The organism is Sphingomonas sp. BLHR8, from assembly GCF_056821725.1.
In genome coordinates this window covers 1,693,053-1,714,489 of sequence record NZ_JBPDIM010000001.1, presented here as the reverse complement: position 1 = coordinate 1,714,489, position 21,437 = coordinate 1,693,053, and the positions used below count along the sequence as shown (strand labels likewise).

The window sequence follows — 21,437 nt, the reverse complement described above, 5'->3', positions numbered from 1 at the left end:
CCCGGCTAAGCCCTCCCCAACAGCCGGTCAACGACAGCGATCAGGCGCGCATGGCTCTCCAGCGTCAGCGACGGGTCGGCGGCCGTGGCGGCCGGCACGATCGCCCGGCCAAAGCCGAGCTTGGCGGCTTCCCGCAGTCGCAGCGGAGCGTGCGCCACCGGGCGCAGCTCGCCCGACAGCGCGACCTCCCCGAACAGCACCGCGTCGGCGGGGAGCGGACGTTCCGCAAAGGCGGAAACGATCGCTCCCGCCACGGCGAGGTCGGCGGCGGGGTCCGACAGGCGGTAGCCACCCGCGACGTTGAGATAGACCTCCGCCCCCGACAGCGAAAGCCCGCAGCGCGCCTCCAGCACGGCGAGGATCATGGCGAGGCGGCCCGAATCCCAGCCGACCACCGCCCGGCGCGGGGTGGCGCCGCTGGCGAGCCGCAGGGTGAGTGCCTGCACCTCCACCAGCACCGGGCGCGTCCCCTCCATCGCCGGGAACACCGCGGTCCCCGCCGGCCCTTCGCCGCTGCGGTCGGTGAGGAACAGCGCGGAGGGGTTGGCGACCTCCTCCAGCCCGCCGCCGCCCATCGCGAACACGCCGATTTCGTCGGTACCGCCGAAGCGGTTCTTGACCGCGCGCAGGATGCGATACTGGTGGCTGCGCTCGCCCTCGAAGCTCAGCACCGTGTCGACCATATGTTCGAGCACGCGTGGGCCCGCGAGGCTGCCGTCCTTGGTGACGTGCCCGACCAGCACCAGCGCGACGCCCATGTCCTTGGCGAAGCGCACCAGCTCATGCGCGCCGGCGCGGACCTGGCTGACGGTGCCGGGCGCGCTGTCGATGGTGTCGACGTGCATCGTCTGGATTGAATCGATGACGAGAAGGTCGAGCGGCTCGCCGCCCGCAAAGCTGGTGAGGATGTCGCGCACCGACGTCGCCGCGGCGAGCATGACCGGTGCGCCGCCGAAGCCCAGCCGCTGCGCACGCAGTCGCACCTGCCCCGCTGCTTCTTCGCCCGAGACGTAGGCGACACGCTTGCCCGCCATCGCCAGCCGCGCGGCGACCTGGAGCAAAAGCGTTGATTTGCCGATGCCCGGATCGCCCCCGATCAGCGTCGCCGAGCCCGCGACCAGCCCGCCGCCGATCGCGGCGTCGAATTCGGCGATGCCGGTGACGAGCCGGGGGGGCAGCGTCTCCTCCGCCGACAGGCTCTCGGTCTCCAGCGCGCGACCGCCGCGGGTCAGGCTACCCGGCGCGCTCGACACCGCGCCCCCGCCGACGCTGACGCCAGCGGGTACGACCTCCTCGACCAGGCTGTTCCATTCGCCGCAGTCGCCGCACTGGCCCTGCCAGCGATGCGTCGGCGACCCGCAGGCCTGGCAGACATAGGTGCGACGCGCTTTCGCCATGGTCCGCCCCTAGCGGGAACACATAGCGAACGACAAGCCCCCCGTTCCCGGGTGAGTCCTAGAAGCTCACCGCCAGCGAGACATAGCCAGCGTTGCCGATGCGATCGGCGGCATTTCGGCGAACGTCCTGCTGGCGGAGATAGCCGACGCCGACCGTCAGCGTATCGCTGAACTTGCGCTGCAATGCGGCGATCGAGCGCATGCTGGTGAGGCCGGTGGCGTCACCGGGGCGCCCCTCGTTGAGGGTGAAGAACAGTTCGTGATTGGCCACCGCGGTCAGGTCGGCGACGCCGAGCGGCACCGCCACCCCGGCGCGCGGGCGCGCGCGCAGCACGATGTCGCGGCCGGCGCGGATGCGCGCCTCCATCCGCCCGCGCAGCGACAGGACGCCGCGACGATAGTCGAGCTGGGTCATCAGCCGTCCTTCGTCGTCGCCGCCGGTGTTGACGTAGCTGACCCCCGCCCCGGCGCGCAGCCCTTCGGCAATCGGGCGCGAGAACAGCATCGTCGCCTGATATTGATCGCCACCGAAGCGCTCGCTGCGGAACCGTTCGTTGAGTTCGATCAGCATGCGGTCGCCATCGTCGCCGAGGTCGGTGGTCGCGGTCTGCTGGAGCCACAGCTGGCCCTCCTGCTCGGCGCAGGCAGGCGTGGCAGCGGCAAGCAAGAGCAGCGGCAGCAGCGATCGAAACCGGCGGGACATCGGCGAAGCTTTCCCTAGGACGCGGCTGGCAGAGGACCGGCGAGCCAGCTATATAGTTCATAGACAGGCGCGCGGCGTTTGTGACAGTTTTTTGACAGGATTGTGACGCTTCGATGAAATTCTTTGCCGATACCGCCGATACCGCCGCGATCCGCGAGCTTGCCGAGGCGGGGCTGGTGGACGGGGTGACCACCAACCCGTCGCTGATCGCCAAGGCGGGGCGCGATTTCGTCGAAGTGACGCGCGAAATCGCGGCGCTGGTCGACGGACCGGTGTCGGCGGAGGTGGTCGCGCTCGACCACGACGAAATGATGCGCGAGGCCGAGGTGCTGCGCCGTATCGCCGACAATGTCTGCATCAAGGTGCCGCTGACCATCGATGGCCTGAAGACCTGCCGCGCGCTCACCGCCGACGGTACGATGGTCAACGTGACGCTGTGTTTCTCGGCCAACCAGGCGTTGCTCGCGGCGAAGGCGGGCGCGACGTTCGTGTCGCCGTTCGTCGGGCGCCACGACGACAATGGCTTCGACGGCATGGCGCTGATCGCCGACATCCGGCTGATTTACGACAATTACGACTTCGCGACCGAGATCCTCGTCGCCAGCGTGCGCCACGCGGTCCACGTCCTCGAAGCCGCCAAGATCGGCGCCGACGTCGCCACCATGCCGCCCGCGGTGATCAAGGCGCTCGCCAACCACCACCTCACCGACAAGGGCATCGAGGGGTTTTTGAGCGACTGGGCGAAAACGGGGCAAAGCATCGGCTGAGGCGAGCGCGGCGACGCCCGCGCGTGCGCGGCGCACGCCGCGACGCCGCAAGCCGGCCGGCGGGTCGCGCCAGCGAACCCGTCCGACGTCGTGGGATTTACTCCCATGACGGCTGCCCACCGCGATCGTTGCGATGGATGCTGAAACAAGTTCAGCATGACGGGATCTTGATGACGCCGACGGCACTGCTTCGCCGGCAGAACCTCGAACTATGCGCCGGTCGAGGTCGCGGGAGAAGCGGATCGCGGGGCTAAACCGCCCCCCCCCCTCACCACGCCGTCGGTGCAGGATCGATCACCACCGGCCCGTTTGCCCGAACCTCGCTCACCTCGAGCGCGCGGATGGCGAGGCCGCGGTTGTCGAAACGGAAGATGCCGTCGATGCCGCCGAAACCATCGCTCGCGAGCAGGCGGTTTTGCGGGAAGACGCTGCCCACCCGCCAATCGCGCGCGGCGCGCACGGTCAACAGCACCGCATCGTAACCAAGGCTGGCGATGCGGTAGGGCGTGCGGCCGTAGCGCTGGCGGTAGCTTGAGGCCATCTGCGTGAACATCGCGTCGGAGACGCTTGCAAAGCGCGCTCCGCGCAAGGGCAACTGGGCGGCGATGGAGCTGTCATTGTTCCACAGCTCGGTGCCGAGGACGAGCGGCGATCCACCCATGCCGGCGTTTCGGAGCAGCGGCAGCGCGCGCGCCGCGGTGCTGCTCGCATCGGCCAGCAGCAGCGCATCGAGCGTGCCCGCCGCACCCAGCCGCCGCGCCGCGCCGGAAAGGCCCGCGGCGGAGCGGTCATAAACCTCGCTCGCCACCAGCGTGCCCCCTGCGGCCGTGACCGCACTGCGCAGCGCGGCGGCAGAGCGGTCGCCGTAGGTGGAGCGCGGCAGCAGCGCGCCAAAACGACTTTTCCCCTCGCGCCGCGCATGACTGACGATCCGCGCCACCGACTGACCCGGTTCGAAGCCCATCAGGAACACGCCATTCCCCGCGACGCTGCTGTCGTTGGAAAAGCTGATGAGGGGCACGTTGGCGGCGCGCGCGATCGGCGCAACCGCGCGCACGTCATCGGCGAGCAGCGGGCCGAGGATCAGCTTGTTGCCCTCCGCGATCGCCGCCTGTGCAGCAGCGGCAGCGCCGGTGCCGGTGTCATAGGTGGTAATGCGCACCCGCTCGCTGCGGGAATCGACCAGCGCCATCATCACCGCATTTTGAAGGCTGGTGCCGACGGCGGCATCGGGGCCACTTTGCGGCACGAGCAGCGCCACGCGGTGACGCTGCGTATCGGTGGGGAGACCGGGGGAAACGACGGGTGCGGTCGGCCCGGTCGGCGGAGTGCTCGCCACCGGGGGCGCAGGCTGGCTCGACGGCGCGCCGCGCGGGATGATCGACTGGCATCCGGCGAGCAGCAGGGCGAACAATGCGGCCAGCAATAGCCGCAACGACAGATGAAGGGCCGACTCTGGACGGCCACGGACGGGCAAGGCAATGGTGGCGGTCATGGGATCGGTCCCCCCGAAAATATCCCCCGGCCTCTACATCGTCGCGACGCCGATCGGCAACCTCGGCGACCTCAGCGATCGGGCACGGCAGACGCTGGCCGCGGCGGACGTCGTCGCGTGCGAGGACACGCGCGTCACCGGCAAGCTCCTCCACCTCGTCGGCATCAAACGCCCGCTCGTGCGGCACGACGACCACAGCGACGATGCCGCCCGCGCCGCGCTGATCGCGCGCATGAAGAGCGAGGCGGTGGTGCTGGTGAGCGATGCGGGGACGCCGCTCGTCTCCGACCCCGGCTATCGGCTGGTGCGCGACGCGCGCGCGGCTGGGGTGGGGGTGCATGGCGTGCCCGGTCCGGCAGCGCCGATCCTCGCGCTCGTGCTGTCGGGCTTGCCGAGCGACCGCTTTCTCTTCGCAGGGTTCCTCCCCGCCAAGGCGAAAGCGCGCGACGAGGCGATTGCCGAACTCGCGTCGGTGCGGGCGACGCTGATCCTGTTCGAGAGCGGACAGCGGCTCGAGCGCACGCTGGCGGCGCTGGCGCAGGGGCTGGGCCCGCGCGAAGCAGCAGTCGCGCGCGAACTCACCAAGCTTCACGAGGAGGTGGTGACCGGCGATCTCGCGGCGCTGGCGGAACGCTACGCCGATGCGCCGCCCAGAGGGGAGGTGACGCTGGTCATCGGCCCGCCGATCGCGGTGGAAGCGGGGGAGGTCGACGATGCAGCGCTCGACGACGCGCTGCGCGCCGCGCTTGCGGAGGGCAGCGCCGCCCGTGCGGCGAAGGCCGTTGCGAGTGCGCTCGGCGTGCCGCGCGCCCGCGCCTACGCCCGCGCCGTTGAACTTGCGCGCGAATGACGCGCGACCGCGCCGCAGCGGAGCGTCGCGGGCGGCGGGGCGAAACGATGGCCTGCTGGTGGCTGCGCCTGCACGGCTGGCACATCCTTGCGCAGCGGGTGCGGGTGCGTGGCGGCGAGATCGATATCGTCGCCCGGCGCGGCAACACGCTCGCCTGTGTCGAAGTGAAGTGGCGCGCTACGGCCGCCGAGCGAGACTTTGCCCTCGACGCCTGGCGGCTGCGGCGGGTTGCGCGCGCGGCGGAGGTGGTGGCGCACCGCTACGCGCGCGACGGAGAAAATCTTCGTCTCGACGCGATCCTGCTTGCGCCGGGGCAGTGGCCACGGCACCTCAAGGGTCTGATTGCCGACTGAAGTTCCGCCATCGCGGAGCCGCATCCCCGAAGGATCGTTGAGCCGCCATGCCCCCCGCCCCCTTGCGCGTCGCATTTCAAATGGACCCGATGGAGGGGATCGGCATCGCGGGCGATAGCAGCTTTGCGCTGATGCTCGAGGCGCGGGCGCGCGGCCACATGATCTGGCACTATACCGCCGACATGCTGAGCTGGGAGCAGGACGCGAACGGCGGCACCCTGTCGGCGCAGGCGACGCGCATCGATCATGTCGAACGGAGCCAAGGCGTGCATTTTCGCGGGGGAGAGCGCCGCTCGCTCGACCTCGGCGCGGACGTCGACGTCATCTGGATGCGGCAGGATCCGCCGTTCGACCTCGGCTACATCACCGCCACGCACCTGCTCGAACGGGTCGCTGAACGGACGCTGGTGGTCAATGATCCCGTGAGCGTGCGCAACGCGCCGGAAAAGCTGTGGGTGCTCGATTTCGCGCAGTTCATGCCGCCGACGCTCATCACGCGCGACCTGACGAAGGTGCGCGAATTTCACGCGCAGCACGGCGCGATCGTGGTGAAACCGCTGCATGGCAACGCCGGTGCGGCGGTGTTCCGCATAGGCGAAGACGGCGCCAACATGGGCGCGCTCACCGAATTGTTCGGCCACGTCTGGCGCGAGCCGTTCATGGTGCAACCCTTCCTCCCCGAGGTCAGGGACGGCGACAAACGCATCGTGCTGGTGGACGGCGAGGTCGCCGGCGCGATCAATCGCGTGCCGGGCAAGGGCGAAATCCGCTCCAACCTCGCCGCGGGCGGGTCCGCCCACGCGACCAGGCTGACCGAGCGCGAGGCGGAGATTTGCGCGACGCTCGGCCCGGAGCTCAAGCGGCGCGGGCTCCTGTTCGTCGGGATCGATGTGATCGGTGGCCGCTGGCTGACGGAGATCAACGTCACCTCGCCCACCGGCATCGTCTCCATGGATGCCTTCAATGGCAGCAACACCGCCGCGCTCATCTGGGACGCGGTGGAGGCGCGTGTGGCTGAGCGGTCAACGGTGCGCTGATGGACCTGACGCAACTCGTCCTCGATGGCATCGCGCGCGGCGGTTATTTCGGCATTTTCCTGCTGATGGCGCTCGAGAATATCTTCCCGCCCATCCCGTCCGAAGTGATCATGGGCGTCGGCGGGATCAATGTCGCCGATGGACGAATGCAGGTGCTGCCGCTGATGCTGGCGGGGACGCTCGGGTCGACATTTGGCAATTATGCCTGGTTTCTCGTCGGCCGGCGGCTGGGCATCGAACGGCTGCAGCCGTTCGTGGAGCGTTGGGGCCGATGGCTTACGCTCGACTGGAAAGCGGTCGAACAGCTCAATGCCTTTTTCCATCGGCACGGCCACTGGATCGTGTTCGGCGTCCGCTTTTCGCCGCTGTTCCGCACGATGATCTCGCTCCCCGCGGGTCTGGCGCGGATGGGGCATGCGCCGTTCCTGATCTATACCTTTGCCGGGTCGGCGGTGTGGAATGCGCTGCTGGTCTGGGCCGGCTGGCACCTCGGGACCAATTTCAAGGACCTCGCGAAATGGACCGGCCCGGTGGTGGTCGGGACGATCGTCATCGTCGCGATCCTCTACGCCTACCGCGTCGCGACCTGGCGCCCCGGCCCGCCGACCGCACCCTAGCCAACGCTGCCGTCGAGCGCTGTGGCGAGATGGGCGCAGGCCCGCGTCCGCGCGGTGACGACTTCGGACTCGCTGAGATCGAGCACCTCGGCGATGGTCGCATCCTCCTCGCCCTCGACAAAGCGAAGCTGAAGAATCGTCAGCGCGCAAGGGTCCAGCGCCAACAGCGCGTGGTGCAGCAGGCCGACGATCTGGGCACGCGCGGCGGCATTGGGTGATGGCGAGAGGCCGACGAGCTCCGCCGCAATCAGCGTCGGGTCGATCGGTCCGCCGTCGCGATACCGCGCGCGCACGGCCGAGCGTCGCCGCGCCGCGAGCTTTGGCGACAACGCTGGATCGGGCGATGCATCGGGGCAGAACAGGCGCGGTGGGAGAGCCATCATGTCATTCGCCTCGTCGACCGCGGACTGCGGCCCCACTCATGACAACGGCGCCGGCGCGCGAATCTTTACGGTGCGCCTGCGACCGACGTTGCCGTTGACGCTGCTGCCGACGCATGCCTAGCGAACGCGTATGACAAGGATCGGACAGCTCGCGGCAGCGCGTGAGCGGGCCTGCGGGTGGGGGCGATCGTGACGCGGAGCAGGCGGCGCACCCGGGGCAGCGTACCCGGATGGCTGGTCGCGCTGATCCTGCTCGCGCTGCTGGCGGGCGGGCTGTGGCTCGGCGATCGCTGGCTGAAGGCCAACCCGCAGCATGATCCGCGCGCGCCCTTTTCCATGAACGATCCGATCGGCTGGGCGACTGCGCGCAAGCTTGCCCGCCTGCGCGAAGATCCGGCGGCTTGCGTCGTTGCGCTCCGCGACGCCGGCATCCGCGTCAGCTCGCTCGCGCCGGAGGGACGGGGCCAGTGCCGCAAGATCGACCGGCTGCGGCTGCCCGACGGGCCGATCTACAACGTCCGGCTCGCACCGTCGCCGCCGGTCGCGCGCTGCGTCGTCAACGCGAGCCTGCTGATCTGGCTCGACCGCCGGGTCCAGGCGGCGGCATTTCGCCATTTCGGCAAGCCGGTGGCGCGGGTTGAGCATCTCGGCACCGAAAATTGCCGCACCATCGCCGGCACAGCGCAGCTGAGCGAACATGCCACGGGCGGCGCCATCGACATCGCCGGCTTTGTGCTGGAGGGCGGGCGGCGCGTGACGCTGCTGCGCGACTGGAACAGCGACGACCCCGCCACCCGCGCCTTTTTGCGCGAGGCACGTGATGGCGCGTGCGACCTGTTCGCGACGACGCTTTCCCCCGACTACAACCGCGCTCACGCCGATCACTTCCACCTCGATGTCGCAGCGCGGGGCGGCTACCGCGTCTGCCGTTGAGGGAGCGGCCCCCGCCCGCTATGGGCGCGGCCAACGTTCACGTCACGACAGGGGGGCAAGCGCCCGTGAAGCTCATTTCCGGCAATGCCAACCTGCCGCTCGCCCGCGCCATCGCCGATTATTGCGAAGTGCCGCTGACCGACGCCAGCGTGCGTCGCTTTGCGGATGAGGAAGTGTTCGTCGAAGTGCACGAAAATGTGCGCGGCGAAGACGTGTTCGTGATCCAGCCGACGCATTTTCCGGCGAACGACAATCTAATGGAGCTGCTGATCATCATCGACGCGCTGAAGCGTGCGTCGGCGAAGCGCATCACCGCGGTCGTCCCCTATTTCGGCTATGCGCGACAGGACCGGAAACCGGGCCCGCGCACGCCGATCTCGGCCAAGCTGGTCGCCAACCTCATCACCACCGCGGGCGCGGACCGGGTGTTGTCGGTCGACCTCCACGCCGGGCAGATCCAGGGCTTCTTCGATATTCCGACCGACAACCTCTACGGTGCGCCGGTGATGAGCGCGGACATACAGGCGCGCTTCGGCAATGCGCCGCTGATGGTCGTATCGCCGGACGTGGGCGGGGTGGTGCGCGCGCGCGCGCTCGCCAAGCGGCTCGACAACGCGCCGCTCGCGATCGTCGACAAACGCCGCGAGCGCGCTGGCGAATCGGAAGTGATGAACATCATCGGCGACGTGAAGGACCGCACCTGCATCCTGATCGACGACATCGTCGATTCCGCCGGCACGCTGTGCAATGCCGCGAAGGCGCTCAAGGACGCAGGCGCGGCGGAGGTCGCGGCCTATTGCACCCACGGCGTCCTGTCGGGCGGCGCGGTGGCGCGGGTCGACAGCAGCGCGCTCACGGAACTGGTCATCACCGATTCGATCCAGCCGACCGACGAGGTGCGGGCGTCGACGCGCATTCGGACGCTGCCGATCGCCCCGCTGCTCGGCGAAGCCATCCGCCGCATCGCCGATGAGTCGAGCGTTTCGAGCCTGTTCGACTGACGCGCCGGGCGGCGGCCTTGCGCGCACCGTATCAGCGACATAAAACACCGCCGACGTGAGCGCCGACGACCCCTTTGATTTGCCGCCAGGCTATGGCGGGGTCGAACCGCCGACGCCGCCCAGCCAGACGCCGCGCAACCCGACGGCTTCGCCGCAGGCGGACGCGGCCGGCACCGCCGGGTCGATCTGGGGCGGTGACGCGAGACCGCTCAACCGAACGCCCTGGGGCGGCGAAGGCGCTCCTGACGAGCCGCGCTCCCCCTACCGCGATCGGATCGAAGCCATCGAACGCAAGCTCGACGCGGTCGATGGCGATCCCGGCGAGCGCCGGCGATGGCGGTTCGGCCGTTCGCGCGCGGTGGATGCGGACCCCGCGGCTGCGGACGGCACGTTTGCAGCCGACCCGATGGACGGCCGGGATCGGCCCGACGGTCTTGCTCCGGACGCCAGCGGCGCCGTCACGGCCCCTTCGCCGTGGAAGCGACGGTGGCCGTGGATCCGGCGGGGGCTGTGGTTGTTCCTCGCGCTGTTCATGGTCGCGGTGGCGTGGCTCGCCTTCACCGCGCCGCTCTCCAAATCGCTCGAGCCGATCGCGCCGCCGCGCATGACGCTGCTATCGCGCGAGGGGCGTCCGATCGCCCGCGCAGGCGCCGAGGTCGCCGCGCCGGTCGAGGTGAAGAAACTGCCGCCGCATGTCGCCGAAGCCTTCCTCGCGATCGAGGACCGACGCTTTTATCGGCATTGGGGCGTCGATCCGATCGGCATCGGCCGCGCGCTGTGGAGCAACCTCACCAACGGCACCAGCCAGGGCGGCAGCACGATCACCCAGCAGCTCGCGAAGATCACCTTTCTCTCGGCCGACCAGACGCTCGGGCGCAAGGCGCGCGAATTGCTGATTGCGTGGTGGATGGAGGCGTGGCTGACGAAGGACGAGATTCTCTCGCGCTATCTCTCCAACGCCTATTTCGGCGACAATGTGTACGGGCTGCGCGCGGCGTCGCTGCACTATTTCTACCGCCAGCCCGAACGGTTGACGGTCAGCCAGGCGACGATGCTGGCCGGGCTGGTGAAGGCGCCATCGCGGCTCGCGCCGACGCGCAATCTGGCGCGGGCGCAGGCGCGGCAACGCCTCGTCATCAACGCCATGGCCGATGCGGGCTTCATGACCAAGGCGGAGGCGGCGCGGGTGCCGCTGGCGGTGCTCGACGTGCGCGCGCGGTCGTCGATCCCGACCGGCACCTACTTCGCCGACTGGGCGCAGCGAGAAGCGCGCGCATCGATCGACCCCAGCTATCGCGAGGCGCGGGTGACGACGACACTCGACGCGCGGCTGCAGGATATCGCGCGGCGGGTGACGGCGCAGGCACCGGCCGGCACGCAGGTCGCGCTGGTCGCGATGCGGCCTAACGGTGAGGTCGTGGCGATGATCGGGGGGCGCGACTATGCGCGATCGAGCTTCAATCGCGCCACTCAGGCGCGCCGCCAGCCGGGGTCGGTGTTCAAGCTCGCGGTCTATTACGCAGCGCTCAAATCGGGAATGCGTCCCGACGATATGGTCGATGACCGGCCGATCCGGGAAGGCGACTATCGCCCCGCCAATTACGGCGATCGTTACGGCGGGCGGATCACGCTGCGTGAGGCGTTCGCGAAGTCGAGCAACGTCGTTGCCGTCCGTCTGTATCAGGAGCTCGGCCATGACGCGGTCGCCGCGGCGGCGAGGGATCTCGGCATTGGCGGCGTCATCCCGCGCAATGCCAGTGCCGCGCTGGGGACCGGCAGCACGACGCTGATCGACCTCACCAGCGCCTTTGCCGCAGTCGCGGGCAATTATGCACCGGTCGAGCCGCACGCGCTGCGTCGGGCGGAGACGGGCTTTGTGGCGCGGCTGTTCGACGGACAGAGCCCGCTGCCGGGGCGGGTGCGGCGCGATCTGATGGAGCTGCTGCGCGCGGCAACCGCCGATGGGACCGGTCGCGCCGCGCGCCTCGCTATCCCCGCTTATGGCAAGACCGGCACGACGCAGAACGGGCGCGACGCGTTGTTCGTGGGCTTCGTCGACAATCTGGTCGTTGGAGTGTGGGTCGGGCGCGACGACAATCAGCCGGTGCGCGGCCTGACCGGGGGCGGGGTGCCCGCGCGCATCTGGCGCGATTTCGTCGTCGCGGCAGTGCCCGGGGCCGCCCCACGCCGACCGGCGCCGCCGCCCGAACCCGAGACGATCCGCCTGCCCGAAATCTTCGACGACGTGCGCATCCCGGAAGTGGAGGTGCCCGACATCGACATCAACCCCGACGGGATCGGTATCGACACGCAGATCGGCGGCGTCGGCGTGCGCGTCGATCGCGACGGCGTGCGGGTCAACGCTGAGGATGCCGCCCGCGCAGCCGAGGATCAGGCGCGCGCCGCGCAGCGCCGGATCGAGGCCGAGCTCCGCGACGCGCAACGCCGCGAGGCCGAAGCCGCAAGGCGTTGACGCGGCGTCAGGCGCCGCGGACGGCGACGATCGCGTCCACCTCCACCGCCGCTCCGCGCGGCAGGGCGGGGACGCCGACCGCAGCGCGCGCATGCTTGCCAGCATCTCCGAACACCGCGACCATCAGGTCCGACGCGCCGTTGATGACCGCGGGCTGATCGGTGGCGTCGGGCGTTGAGGTGACGAACCCGCCGAGCTTCACGATGCGCTCCACCCGATCGAGCGAGCCGAGCGCCGCCTGCATCTGCGCCAGCAGGGCGAGCCCGCACGCCTCCGCCGCCTTGCGCGCTGCGTCTACGTCGAGATCGTCGCCCAGCCGCCCCGTCAGCACTTCTCCATCGGCGAAGCTGATCTGACCGGAAATGTAGAGCATTCCGCCATGTTCGACGGTCGGCACATAGGAAGCGATCGGTGCCATGGCGGGCGGCAGGCCGAGGCCCAGTTCGGCCAATTTCGCCATCGGGTCGCTGCGGCTGGGTTCGGTCACGTCATATCCTCTCTTCAGGCGGGCAGGTCGATCCCGAGCCGCGCTGCGATCCAGTCGTGCGCGTCGGGCCAATGGTCGATGCGCGCGTGCGCGTGTGGCGCCGGGGGCACCTTGTCCGCGATCGCGGGCTCGCCGACCAGGTGCAGACGCCAGCAATCCGGCGCGTCCTTTGCGACCGAGCCGTGATGCTGGGGAAGGTCGTCGATGAACAGCGCAACGCTGGGCGAGCGCTGCGCTATCAGTGACGCGACGGGCGGACCCTTTGGCCCGCGGCTGCCGATCACCTCCGCGTCCAGTCCGAACGCCGCGAGCTGCGCGACGCGGCGCGGCTGATGTTCCGGACCGACATTGGTGAGGATGACGAGGTCGGCATGCGCGGTCAGCGACCGGATCGATTCCAGCGCGCGCGGGATCGGTGTCTGACGATGCATCTGGCCGGTGAAGAAGGCGTCGAGCAGCGGCCACACCTCCGCCGCTTCGAGCGGGGTGCCGCAGCTGCGCCGTTTCAGCGCATTGCCGAAGCTCGCGTCCTCCATGCGGAATTCGATGTCATGATCGTCCGCCAGCCACGCGCCGAAGGGCGTGACCATGTGCAGCAGCACCTCGTCGCAATCGGAGATGATGAGCGGCCGGCTCACGTCCGCGCCGCCTGCACCGCGGCGGCCAGCACGCCCGCCTCCAGCCCAAGCGCATGCGCGCAGGCGATGAGGTCGGCCTCATGCCCCTCGAGGAAACGAGCGACCGCCTCGTTGAGCGCGGGCGTTCCCATCATCACGCGCAATCGATCGGGGGACAGCCCGGTGAGGCCGAGAAAGCGGGAGGCCCGCGCCTCGTCGCTCAGCACCCAGGTGAGCGCGTCGATCATCAGCGTCGCATCGTCGCGACCGGGGGTGGGATGCGGATCGGCAATCATTGCAGGCGGCCGCCGCCTTGGCCTATGCGCGAAGGCGAGACAAGCCGTGCGTGCCCCGCCCTTCGGGGCACGACGCAGCCGACAGAAAGAGTTGCACGATGGGCGATGCGCGGCGCGTGCTGGTGGTCGAGGATAATGAGCTCAACCTGCGGCTGTTCTGTGACCTCTTGCGCGTCCACGGGTTCGAAACGCGCGCGGTCAACGACGGCCGCGACGCGCTCGAGGCGGCGCGCGATTTTCGCCCGGATCTGACGGTGATGGACGTGCAGTTGCCGCACGTCAGCGGGCTGGACCTGATCGTCGCGATGAAGGGCGATCCGACGCTGTCCGCCGCCCCGATTCTGGCGGTCACCGCCTACGCCGCCCGGGACGATGAACTGCGAATCCGCGCAGCCGGGGCGGAGGGCTATGTCTCCAAACCGATTTCGGTCATGCGCTTCGTCGAAGCGGTCGAGGGGCTGTTGCAGAGCGCAACGGCCTGACCGACGTCCGGAAAACGCAAAAAGGGGCAGCACAACGCCGCCCCATTCCATCAACGCAAATTCACTCGGAAACGCAGGCGCGCCGCCGAGCGGTGCGCGATTACTTGATCTTCGCTTCCTTGAACTCGACGTGCTTCCGCACGACGGGGTCGTATTTGCGAAAGCTCATCTTTTCCGTCTGATTGCGCGGATTTTTCTTGGTCACGTAGAAAAAGCCGGTGTCGGCAGTGCTGACGAGCTTGATCTTGACGGTGGTCGGCTTGGCCATGACCCGGTTCCTGAAAACGAATGAGACAATAAAAAAGGGCAGCGCCGGGCTGCCCGCTGGGCGCGCCGATAGTCGGGATTCGGGGCCGATGTCAAGGATGGGCCGGGCGACACAGGGTTGCACCAAATGCAACTCGACTTCGGTGCTTCGCACTTGCGGCGCACCGTGCTGCGGTGCACAACGCGCCTGCCTTTCGAGGCACTCTCTCCCAACTCCCTAAATGGACCGCCTCCCTCGTGGGGCGGTCCTTTTTTTATGCGCGCGGCGGGGCCTGTTCCGGTGCCAGCGGCTGAAATGCGCGCACATCGGCGACGAACAGCGCCGGGAGCGGCATTGACGCGCTGCGGTCGGCGGCGACGTGGGCGTAGGTGAGCGCCAGGTCGGTCAGCCGCTGCTCGCCCCGAAACAGCGCAATATGGATGACGAAACTCGTCCGACCGAAGCGCGCCACGCGCGCGGCGATGGTGATCACATCGTCGAGTTCGGCCGACGCATGATAATCGATGTCGGCGTTCACCACCACGATGTCGGTGCCATATTGGCCAAAGAAGGGGCCGGGCTGACCTTCCCCCAGTGCGCGAAACAGCTCGGTCACGCCAATGTCGGCGTAAATCAGGTAATTGCCGTTGAAGACGATGCCCTGGCCGTCGATTTCATTATAGCGCACGCGCACGTCATGAGTGACGGCGAAATGTTCGATTGGCACGTCCCACCAGCTGCGATCCATCAGGCGGCTCCTTCCAGCGGGGCGGTGGCCGTGTAGAGCCACGCTTGGGTTTCCGGATCGAGACGCTCGCCGAGCTTAGCGTATATTGTCGCGTGATAGTCATCGACCCACCGCCGCTCGTCCGCGCTGAGCATTGCGACATCGATCAGCCGCCGGTCGAGCGGAGCGAAGGTCAGATTCTCGAACCCCAGCATCGGCTGTTCGTCGCCCGACTGCGTCGCATCGCGTACCGCGATCAGATTTTCGATGCGGATCCCGAATGCACCGGGCTTGTAGTAACCCGGCTCGTTGGAGAGGATCATGCCGGCGAGCAGCGGCTCGTCGGTGCCCGGCTGCGCGCCGCCGGGTTTGGCGATGCGCTGTGGCCCTTCATGCACCGCCAGCGCGTGGCCGACGCCGTGTCCGGTGCCGTGGGCATAATCCGCGCCGTCCTGCCACAATGCATGACGCGCGAGGATGTCGAGCTGGCCGCCGCGCGTGCCGCGCGGAAAGCGCGCAGTGGAAAGCGCGATGTGTCCTTTGAGCACCTGCGTATAGCGCCGCCGCATCTCCGCGGTCGGCTGGCCCACTGCCATCGTGCGGGTGATGTCGGTAGTCCCCTCCGCATATTGCCCGCCCGAATCGAGCAGGAACAGCGAGCCGGTCTCGATCGGGCGGTTGGTCTCCTGCGACACCCGATAATGCATGATCGCGCCGTTGGGGCCGGCGCCGGCGATGGTGTCGAAGCTCGCGTCGAAGCAGCCCTCTTCCTCGCCGCGTAGCGCCGCGATCTCGGCCGCCGCGGCGAGCTCGTCGAGCTCCCCTTTGGGCGCTTCCGCATCGAACCACGCGAGGAAGCGGGTGATCGCGACCCCGTCCTTGACGTGCGCGGCGCGCATCCCGTCGAGCTCGGCCGCGTTCTTGACAGCCTTTGCCAACACCACCGGGTCGCGGGTTCGCACGACGGTCGCGCCGGCCGCTTCGAGCGCGTCGATGATCGCAACCACGGTGCGCTCCGGGTCGACCGCCACCCGCCGCCCGGCGAACCCCGCGAGGCTGGCGCCGAAGTCGGCGCGCGGCGCGATCTTCACCGCATTGCCGAGCGCCTGCGCGAGCTCCGGCGTCACCTTGACGGGGTCGATGTGCAGCGTTGCGGTGCCGTCGCTGCGCACGCTGGCGAAGGCGAGGGCGACCGGCGTGCCCGCGACGTCGCGGCCGCGCAGGTTGAACAGCCACGCGATCGAATCGAGCGCCGACACTATCACCGCATCATGCCCCTCGCGCCGCAGCCACTCGCCCAGCTCGGCACGCTTGTCGGCGGAGCTGCGGCCTGCGAGCTGTTCGGGATAGGGCGTCGCGGGCGCATTGCTCGGCTGCGGGCGGTCGGTCCAGATGGCGTCGATGGGGTTTGCTGCGACCGGGACGAGGCTCGCGCCCTTCGCGGAAAGCGCCTGCGCGAACGCCTTCACCCACGCCTCGCCATGCAGCCATGCGTCGTAGCCGATGCGGTCGCCCGCGCGCCCATGCTCGGCGACCCACAGGGCTAAGCTGTCGCGGGGAACGTCGAGCGGGGTGAAATTGGCGCCTGCGACCTGATCGCGCACCTGCAATTCGTAGCGCCCGTCGACCGCGATCGCCGCCCCGTCCCGCAGTACCGCCGCGGTCCCCGCCGACCCGCCAAAGCCCGTCAGCCACGCCAGGCGCTGCGCATAGGCACCGACATATTCGCTCATATGCTCATCGCTGATCGGGACGATGAATCCGTCCAGCTGCTGCCGGGCGAGTTCGCCTCGCAGTGCGGCGAGGCGGGAGGCGGTGGGTTCGAGAGGAGCCGTCATGCGCACGCGCTATAGGCAGCGCGCGCGGCGCGACCAAGGGGGCGCCGCTCTCCCCTCCCCTTGTGGGGAGGGGACGAAAGATGCGTGACCTCTTCCCGAGAGACGCTAATCCCCGCGCATGACCGACACCCCCATCGCTCCCCCGACCGCGCCGCGCCGTCCGTCGACCACCACGCACCACGGCCTCGACCGTCACGACGACTACGCCTGGCTGCGCGATCCCGGTTATCCGGAGGTCAAGGACGCCGAAATCCTCGCCCATCTCAACGCCGAGAATGCCTGGTTCGAGGCGCAGATGGCGCCGCATGCCCCGCTGATCGAAACGCTGTTTCAGGAGATGAAGGGGCGCATCAAGGAGGCGGACAAGAGTGTTCCTGTGCGCGACGGCGACTGGCTCTACTGGCGCGAGTTCGCCGAGGGCGCCCAGTATCGCACCTGGTGGCGCCGCCCCGCGGACGGCTCGGGCGAGCCGATGTGCATTCTCGACGAGCCCACGCTGGCTGACGGGCATGAATATTTCCGCCTCGGCGCGATGGACGTGTCCAAGGACCACGCGATGCTCGCCTATTCGACCGATACCGACGGGTCGGAGCGGTTCACCGTGCGCTTTCGCGACCTGTTGGGCGGGCACGAGATCGCGGACGAAATCCCCGGCACGCTCGGCAGCATCGTGTTCAGCGCGGATGCGACCATGCTGCTCTACGGCCTGGTCGACGACAATTGGCGCACGCGCACGATCAAGCTGCACCGGCTGGGCACGCCGGTCGCAGAGGATGTGACGCTTTACGAAGAGCCCGACGAAGGCTTCTCCGCCGGCGTCGGCATGACGCACAGCGAACGGTTCATCGTCATCTCGACCGGCGATCATGAAACGAGCGAAGTGCGCCTGCTCCCTGCCGACGATCCGCTCGCGGAGCCGCTGCTGGTGGCCGCGCGTCGGCCCGGCGTCGAATATGAGGTCGAGGAGCGCGGCGGCACGCTCTACATCGTCACCAACGACGACCACATCAACTTCCGTCTCGCCATTGCGCGGCTGGACGCGCCGGGCGAGTGGACGACGCTGATCCCGGGCAGCGACCATTTCTACCTGACCGATGTCACCTGTTTTGCGGATTTCTTCGTGGTCGAAGGGCGGGAGGACGGGCTCGATCAGCTCAGCTGGGCGAGCTACGACGCGCCGCAGGACCAGCACCGCATCGCCTTTCCGGAAGCGAGCTACAGCGCTGGGCTCGGCGAGAACCCCGAGTTCGCGACGCGCACGCTGCAGCTAGTCTATAATTCGATGGTCACCCCGGCGACGGTCTATGACTACAGCGTCGACAGCGGCGAGATGGTGGTGCGCAAGGTGCAGGAGGTGCCGTCGGGCTACGACGCCAGCCTCTACGCGACCGAACGGCTGATGATCCCCTCGCGCGACGGTACCGCCATTCCGGTGAGTCTCGTCTGGCGGCGCGACCTCAAGCGGGAGGATGGCGGCCAGCCGCTCTATCTCTACGGCTATGGCGCTTACGGCATAGCCATCCCGCCGGGCTTCTCCACCACGCGGATGAGCCTCACCGATCGCGGCTTTGTCTATGCCATCGCGCATATCCGTGGCGGCGACGATCTGGGCCGCGGCTGGTATCTCTCCGCCAAGAAGGCGCATCGCCAGCGCAGTTTCGACGACTTCATCGACGTCGCGCGCGGCCTCGTCGAGCGCGGCTGGACGCGCGAGGGGCGCATCGCCATCGCCGGTGGCAGCGCTGGGGGCGAGCTGGTCGGCGCGGTGCTCAACCAGGCGCCGGGGCTGTTCGGCGCGGCGGTGGCGCATGTGCCGTTCGTCGACGTGCTGGCGACGATGCTCGACGCGAGCTTGCCGCTCACCCCCGGCGAATGGCCCGAGTGGGGCAATCCGATCGAGGATGCGGAGGCTTACGGCCACATCGCCGCCTACTCGCCGTACGACAATGTCCGCGCGGGCGAATATCCGCCGCTGCTGGTGACCGCCGGCCTCAACGACCCGCGCGTTACCTATTGGGAGCCGGCCAAGTGGGTGGCGAGGCTGCGCGCGACCAAGACCGATGCGAACCCGCTGCTGCTCAAGGTCAACATGGGCGCGGGCCACGGCGGCAAGTCGGGCCGTTTCGAATCGCTGCGCGAGGATGCGGAGGAGCAGGCGTTTCTCTTGACCAGCATGGGGCTCGCCTGATCGCGGACGGCGGCGCGGGCTGACCCGGCCGCCGTTTGCCGCTATGCGCTGCGCGGCGAGGCGATGAAAGGACCATGATGACCAGCAGCGACGACAGGCCCGACTTCGGCGATCGGGAGGCGCTGCTATATCACGCTGCGGGCAGCAGCGGCGCGCGCGCGGGGAAGCTCGAGATTGTCGCGTCGAAGCCGATGGCGACGCAGCGCGACCTCAGCCTCGCCTACTCGCCCGGCGTCGCCGCCCCGGTGCGCGCGATTGCCGCGGACGCGGAGGCGGGGTGGGATTATACCGCGCGCGGCAACCTCGTCGCGGTGATCTCTAACGGCACCGCCATCCTCGGCCTCGGCAATCTGGGCGCGCTCGCCTCCAAGCCGGTGATGGAGGGGAAGGCGGTGCTGTTTAAACGCTTCGCCGACGTCGACGCGATCGACCTCGAGCTCGCGACCGAAGACCCCGACGCCTTCGTCAACGCGGTGGCGCTGCTCGAACCGTCGTTCGGGGGCATCAACCTCGAAGACATCGCCGCGCCCGACTGCTTCATCATCGAAGCTGCGCTGAAAGAGCGCATGGCGATCCCGGTGTTCCACGACGACCAGCACGGGACGGCGATCATCACCGCCGCCGGTCTCATCAACGCCTGCGCGCTCACCGGCCGCGCGCTCGCGGACATTCGGGTAGTGGTCAACGGCGCCGGCGCGGCGGCGATCGCCTGCACCGAACTCATCAAGGCGATGGGCGTCCCGGGCGACCAGGTCATCATGTGCGACCGGCAGGGGGTGATCTACCGCGGCCGCACCGACAATATGGACCAGTGGAAGAGCGCGCACGCCGCGCCGACGCAAGCGCGCGACCTCAGCGAGGCGCTGGTCGGCTCCGACGTCTTCCTCGGCCTCTCCGCCGCGGGCGCATTGAAGCCGGAGATGGTCGAGGCGATGGCGCCGCAGCCGATCATCTTCGCCATGGCCAACCCCGACCCGGAGATCAGCCCGCCCGACGCGCGCGCGGCGCGGCCCGATGCGATCATCGCCACCGGGCGCAGTGATTTCCCCAACCAGGTCAACAACGTCCTCGGCTTTCCGTTCATCTTTCGCGGTGCGCTCGACGTGCGCGCGACGACGATCAACGATGCGATGAAGATCGCCGCCGCGCACGCCATCGCGCACCTCGCGCGCGAGCCGGTGCCGGAGGAGGTGGCCGCGGCCTACGGCGGGCGCGCGGAGAGCTTTGGCCGCAACTACATCATCCCCGCCCCGTTCGATCCGCGCCTGCTCGAGGTCGTGCCGGCGGCGGTCGCGCAGGCGGCGATGGAGAGTGGGGTCGCGCGGCGTCCGATCGAGGACATGACGGCGTATCGCCAGCAGCTGCGCGCGCGGCTCAACCCGACGACGGCAGTGTTGACGCTCGCCTATGACGCGGCGCGGCGCGATCCGAAGCGCGTCGTGTTTGCCGAAGCGGAAGAGGAGGTGGTGCTGCGCGCCGCGATCCAGTTCCGCGACGGCGGCTACGGCATCCCGGTGCTGGTTGGGCGCGACGACGTGCGCGACCGGCTGCGCGCGCTCGGGGTTGAGGACCCCGACAGCTACGAGCTGCACAACAGCCGTCACTCGCCGCTGGTGCCGGAGATGGTCGAGCGGCTCTACGCGCGACTGCAGCGCAAGGGCTGGCTGCAGCGTGACGCGGAGCGCATGGTCAACCAGGACCGCAACATCTTCGGCTCGCTGCTGCTCGAGATGGGCGTCGCCGACGCGATGCTGACCGGCGTCACCCGCACCTACGCGCAGACGATGCGCGAGATCGGCCGCGTGCTCGACCCGGCGGAGGGGCGGACGCCGTTCGGCATCCACGTTCTCGTCGGCCAGCATCATACGGTGTTCATGGCCGACACCACCGTCAACGAGCGGCCGAGCGCGGAGCAGCTGGCGCAGATCGCGCGTGAGACCGCGACCGTCGCGCGGCGCATGGGCCACGACCCGCGCGTCGCGTTCCTAAGCTACTCGACCTTCGGCAATCCCGAGGGCAACTGGCTCGAAAATATTCGCGATGCGGTGCACCTGCTCGACGCGGAGGGCGCGGACTTCGAATATGAGGGCGAGATGGCGCCCGATGTCGCGCTCAACATGGGGATGATGGCGAAGTACCCGTTCGCGCGGCTTTCGGGGCCGGCCAACGTGCTAGTCATGCCGGGGCTGCAAAGCGCCAACCTCTCCGCCAAGCTGCTGCGCGAACTAGGCGGAGACAGCGTCATTGGCCCGATGCTGATCGGCATGAGCCGCCCGGTGCAGATCGCGCCGATGGCCGCCAGCGCCAGCGACCTCGTTACGCTGGCGGTGCTCGCCGCCGGTGGCATCGCGCGGTAGGTGCCAGCCCTGGAGTGAAGAGGCGAACCGTCGCCACGCCCGCCACCGGCCTCAATACTATCCGTCACCCCGGACTTGATCCGGGGTCCTCAACCGACGGTGCGTCATGGACCCTGAAACAAGTACAGGGCGACGGCGGAGCGGAGGCTCGCGGAGTTTGACCAGCGCCGAGCGGGACCCCGGATCTAG

Annotated in this window: 22 protein-coding genes; 12 read left to right on the top strand and 10 right to left on the bottom strand. The window is 68.9% G+C overall.

All coding sequences use genetic code 11. From position 1 onward, the window contains the following. Window positions 1-5 precede the first annotated feature (5 nt). Together radA and ACRYJK_RS08575 are read right to left on the bottom strand one after the other, a co-directional pair. Complete coding sequence (gene radA, locus ACRYJK_RS08580) at window positions 6-1,397, bottom strand: DNA repair protein RadA (protein WP_482667108.1); 1,392 nt, start codon at window positions 1,395-1,397, stop codon at window positions 6-8. A gap of 58 nt (window positions 1,398-1,455) precedes the next feature. Beyond that, complete coding sequence (locus ACRYJK_RS08575; protein ID WP_482667107.1) at window positions 1,456-2,100, bottom strand: DUF2490 domain-containing protein; 645 nt, start codon at window positions 2,098-2,100, stop codon at window positions 1,456-1,458. A gap of 113 nt (window positions 2,101-2,213) precedes the next feature. Between ACRYJK_RS08575 and fsa the strand changes: the two genes are divergently transcribed. Beyond that, the gene (gene fsa / locus ACRYJK_RS08570) at window positions 2,214-2,867 is read left to right on the top strand and encodes a fructose-6-phosphate aldolase (protein WP_482667106.1); all 654 of its coding nucleotides are present in this window, start codon (window positions 2,214-2,216) and stop codon (window positions 2,865-2,867) included. Between the two features lie 268 nt (window positions 2,868-3,135). On the opposite strand, the gene ACRYJK_RS08565 is transcribed toward fsa, so the two are convergent. Continuing rightward, window positions 3,136-4,362, bottom strand: a complete 1,227-nt coding sequence (locus tag ACRYJK_RS08565) for a penicillin-binding protein activator (protein WP_482667105.1) — start codon at window positions 4,360-4,362, stop codon at window positions 3,136-3,138. Here ACRYJK_RS08565 and rsmI point away from each other — a divergent pair. The 4 genes from rsmI to ACRYJK_RS08545 are packed head-to-tail and all read left to right on the top strand — an operon-like array spanning window position 4,361 to window position 7,219. Beyond that, window positions 4,361-5,212: a 16S rRNA (cytidine(1402)-2'-O)-methyltransferase gene (rsmI, locus tag ACRYJK_RS08560; RefSeq protein WP_482667104.1), complete on the top strand. Its 852-nt coding sequence runs from the start codon at window positions 4,361-4,363 to the stop codon at window positions 5,210-5,212. The two genes, ACRYJK_RS08565 and rsmI, sit on opposite strands and share 2 nt — an antisense overlap. Next, window positions 5,209-5,565, top strand: a complete 357-nt coding sequence (locus tag ACRYJK_RS08555) for a YraN family protein (RefSeq protein WP_482667103.1) — start codon at window positions 5,209-5,211, stop codon at window positions 5,563-5,565. The genes rsmI and ACRYJK_RS08555 overlap by 4 nt, the downstream gene beginning before the upstream one ends. A gap of 47 nt (window positions 5,566-5,612) precedes the next feature. After that, entirely contained in the window at window positions 5,613-6,602 is a 990-nt protein-coding gene (gshB, locus tag ACRYJK_RS08550) for a glutathione synthase (RefSeq protein ID WP_482667102.1), read from the top strand. Between the two features lie 5 nt (window positions 6,603-6,607). Further along, the gene (locus tag ACRYJK_RS08545) at window positions 6,608-7,219 is read left to right on the top strand and encodes a DedA family protein (RefSeq protein ID WP_482667429.1); all 612 of its coding nucleotides are present in this window, start codon (window positions 6,608-6,610) and stop codon (window positions 7,217-7,219) included. Here ACRYJK_RS08545 and ACRYJK_RS08540 read toward each other — a convergent pair. Then, window positions 7,216-7,602 carry a hypothetical protein gene (locus ACRYJK_RS08540; protein WP_482667101.1) on the bottom strand — a complete coding sequence of 129 codons (387 nt, stop codon included), beginning with the start codon at window positions 7,600-7,602 and terminating at the stop codon, window positions 7,216-7,218. The genes ACRYJK_RS08545 and ACRYJK_RS08540 overlap by 4 nt on opposite strands. Between ACRYJK_RS08540 and ACRYJK_RS08535 the strand changes: the two genes are divergently transcribed. The 4 genes from ACRYJK_RS08535 to ACRYJK_RS08520 all read left to right on the top strand — a co-directional run bounded on the left by ACRYJK_RS08535 (window position 7,601) and on the right by ACRYJK_RS08520 (window position 12,009). Next, window positions 7,601-7,723: a hypothetical protein gene (locus ACRYJK_RS08535; protein ID WP_482667100.1), complete on the top strand. Its 123-nt coding sequence runs from the start codon at window positions 7,601-7,603 to the stop codon at window positions 7,721-7,723. The two genes, ACRYJK_RS08540 and ACRYJK_RS08535, sit on opposite strands and share 2 nt — an antisense overlap. A gap of 68 nt (window positions 7,724-7,791) precedes the next feature. Beyond that, on the top strand, window positions 7,792-8,535 hold the full coding sequence (locus tag ACRYJK_RS08530; protein WP_482667099.1) for an extensin-like domain-containing protein: 744 nt from the start codon (window positions 7,792-7,794) through the stop codon (window positions 8,533-8,535). A gap of 65 nt (window positions 8,536-8,600) precedes the next feature. Then, window positions 8,601-9,536 carry a ribose-phosphate pyrophosphokinase gene (locus tag ACRYJK_RS08525; protein WP_482667098.1) on the top strand — a complete coding sequence of 312 codons (936 nt, stop codon included), beginning with the start codon at window positions 8,601-8,603 and terminating at the stop codon, window positions 9,534-9,536. Window positions 9,537-9,591: 55 nt separating this feature from the next. Then, entirely contained in the window at window positions 9,592-12,009 is a 2,418-nt protein-coding gene (locus tag ACRYJK_RS08520; protein WP_482667097.1) for a transglycosylase domain-containing protein, read from the top strand. A gap of 7 nt (window positions 12,010-12,016) precedes the next feature. Here ACRYJK_RS08520 and ACRYJK_RS08515 read toward each other — a convergent pair whose 3' ends face one another. From ACRYJK_RS08515 to ACRYJK_RS08505, 3 genes are read right to left on the bottom strand one after another with little or no spacing between them, the layout of a single operon-like run. Beyond that, complete coding sequence (locus ACRYJK_RS08515) at window positions 12,017-12,469, bottom strand: RidA family protein (protein WP_482667428.1); 453 nt, start codon at window positions 12,467-12,469, stop codon at window positions 12,017-12,019. Window positions 12,470-12,510: 41 nt separating this feature from the next. Then, entirely contained in the window at window positions 12,511-13,134 is a 624-nt protein-coding gene (locus ACRYJK_RS08510; RefSeq protein ID WP_482667096.1) for an HAD family hydrolase, read from the bottom strand. Continuing rightward, a complete protein-coding gene (locus ACRYJK_RS08505) occupies window positions 13,131-13,409 on the bottom strand; it encodes a DUF3572 family protein (protein WP_482667095.1) in 279 nt (92 codons plus the stop codon). Before ACRYJK_RS08505 ends, ACRYJK_RS08510 begins: the two co-directional genes overlap by 4 nt. A 98-nt stretch (window positions 13,410-13,507) precedes the next feature. Between ACRYJK_RS08505 and ACRYJK_RS08500 the strand changes: the two genes are divergently transcribed. Continuing rightward, window positions 13,508-13,891 carry a response regulator gene (locus tag ACRYJK_RS08500; protein ID WP_482667094.1) on the top strand — a complete coding sequence of 128 codons (384 nt, stop codon included), beginning with the start codon at window positions 13,508-13,510 and terminating at the stop codon, window positions 13,889-13,891. Between the two features lie 100 nt (window positions 13,892-13,991). On the opposite strand, the gene rpmG is transcribed toward ACRYJK_RS08500, so the two are convergent. The 3 genes from rpmG to ACRYJK_RS08485 form a co-directional block, all read right to left on the bottom strand. Continuing rightward, window positions 13,992-14,159, bottom strand: a complete 168-nt coding sequence (gene rpmG, locus ACRYJK_RS08495; RefSeq protein ID WP_066483558.1) for a 50S ribosomal protein L33 — start codon at window positions 14,157-14,159, stop codon at window positions 13,992-13,994. 253 nt (window positions 14,160-14,412) lie between these two features. Further along, complete coding sequence (locus ACRYJK_RS08490) at window positions 14,413-14,886, bottom strand: acyl-CoA thioesterase (protein WP_482667093.1); 474 nt, start codon at window positions 14,884-14,886, stop codon at window positions 14,413-14,415. Then, a complete protein-coding gene (locus tag ACRYJK_RS08485) occupies window positions 14,886-16,703 on the bottom strand; it encodes an aminopeptidase P family protein (RefSeq protein ID WP_482667092.1) in 1,818 nt (605 codons plus the stop codon). The genes ACRYJK_RS08490 and ACRYJK_RS08485 overlap by 1 nt, the downstream gene beginning before the upstream one ends. A gap of 118 nt (window positions 16,704-16,821) precedes the next feature. Here ACRYJK_RS08485 and ACRYJK_RS08480 point away from each other — a divergent pair, with 118 nt between their 5' ends. Next, on the top strand, window positions 16,822-18,891 hold the full coding sequence (locus ACRYJK_RS08480; protein ID WP_482667091.1) for a S9 family peptidase: 2,070 nt from the start codon (window positions 16,822-16,824) through the stop codon (window positions 18,889-18,891). 77 nt (window positions 18,892-18,968) lie between these two features. After that, on the top strand, window positions 18,969-21,248 hold the full coding sequence (locus ACRYJK_RS08475; RefSeq protein WP_482667090.1) for an NADP-dependent malic enzyme: 2,280 nt from the start codon (window positions 18,969-18,971) through the stop codon (window positions 21,246-21,248). The last annotated feature ends 189 nt before the right edge of the window (window positions 21,249-21,437 follow it).

Bases quoted from the DNA above. Each gene is read 5' to 3' on its own strand.
- ACRYJK_RS08490 (WP_482667093.1), bottom strand. From the start codon at position 14,886: ATGGATCGCAGCTGGTGGGACGTGCCAATCGAACATTTCGCCGTCACT.
- ACRYJK_RS08480 (WP_482667091.1), top strand. From the start codon at position 16,822: ATGACCGACACCCCCATCGCTCCCCCGACCGCGCCGCGCCGTCCGTCG.
- rpmG (WP_066483558.1), bottom strand. From the start codon at position 14,159: ATGGCCAAGCCGACCACCGTCAAGATCAAGCTCGTCAGCACTGCCGAC.
- ACRYJK_RS08505 (WP_482667095.1), bottom strand. From the start codon at position 13,409: ATGATTGCCGATCCGCATCCCACCCCCGGTCGCGACGATGCGACGCTG.
- ACRYJK_RS08500 (WP_482667094.1), top strand. From the start codon at position 13,508: ATGGGCGATGCGCGGCGCGTGCTGGTGGTCGAGGATAATGAGCTCAAC.
- gshB (WP_482667102.1), top strand. From the start codon at position 5,613: ATGCCCCCCGCCCCCTTGCGCGTCGCATTTCAAATGGACCCGATGGAG.
- ACRYJK_RS08515 (WP_482667428.1), bottom strand. From the start codon at position 12,469: ATGGCGAAATTGGCCGAACTGGGCCTCGGCCTGCCGCCCGCCATGGCA.
- ACRYJK_RS08565 (WP_482667105.1), bottom strand. From the start codon at position 4,362: ATGACCGCCACCATTGCCTTGCCCGTCCGTGGCCGTCCAGAGTCGGCC.
- ACRYJK_RS08535 (WP_482667100.1), top strand. From the start codon at position 7,601: ATGTCATTCGCCTCGTCGACCGCGGACTGCGGCCCCACTCATGACAAC.
- ACRYJK_RS08555 (WP_482667103.1), top strand. From the start codon at position 5,209: ATGACGCGCGACCGCGCCGCAGCGGAGCGTCGCGGGCGGCGGGGCGAA.
- ACRYJK_RS08485 (WP_482667092.1), bottom strand. From the start codon at position 16,703: ATGACGGCTCCTCTCGAACCCACCGCCTCCCGCCTCGCCGCACTGCGA.
- rsmI (WP_482667104.1), top strand. From the start codon at position 4,361: ATGGGATCGGTCCCCCCGAAAATATCCCCCGGCCTCTACATCGTCGCG.
- ACRYJK_RS08575 (WP_482667107.1), bottom strand. From the start codon at position 2,100: ATGTCCCGCCGGTTTCGATCGCTGCTGCCGCTGCTCTTGCTTGCCGCT.
- ACRYJK_RS08540 (WP_482667101.1), bottom strand. From the start codon at position 7,602: ATGATGGCTCTCCCACCGCGCCTGTTCTGCCCCGATGCATCGCCCGAT.
- ACRYJK_RS08475 (WP_482667090.1), top strand. From the start codon at position 18,969: ATGACCAGCAGCGACGACAGGCCCGACTTCGGCGATCGGGAGGCGCTG.
- fsa (WP_482667106.1), top strand. From the start codon at position 2,214: ATGAAATTCTTTGCCGATACCGCCGATACCGCCGCGATCCGCGAGCTT.
- radA (WP_482667108.1), bottom strand. From the start codon at position 1,397: ATGGCGAAAGCGCGTCGCACCTATGTCTGCCAGGCCTGCGGGTCGCCG.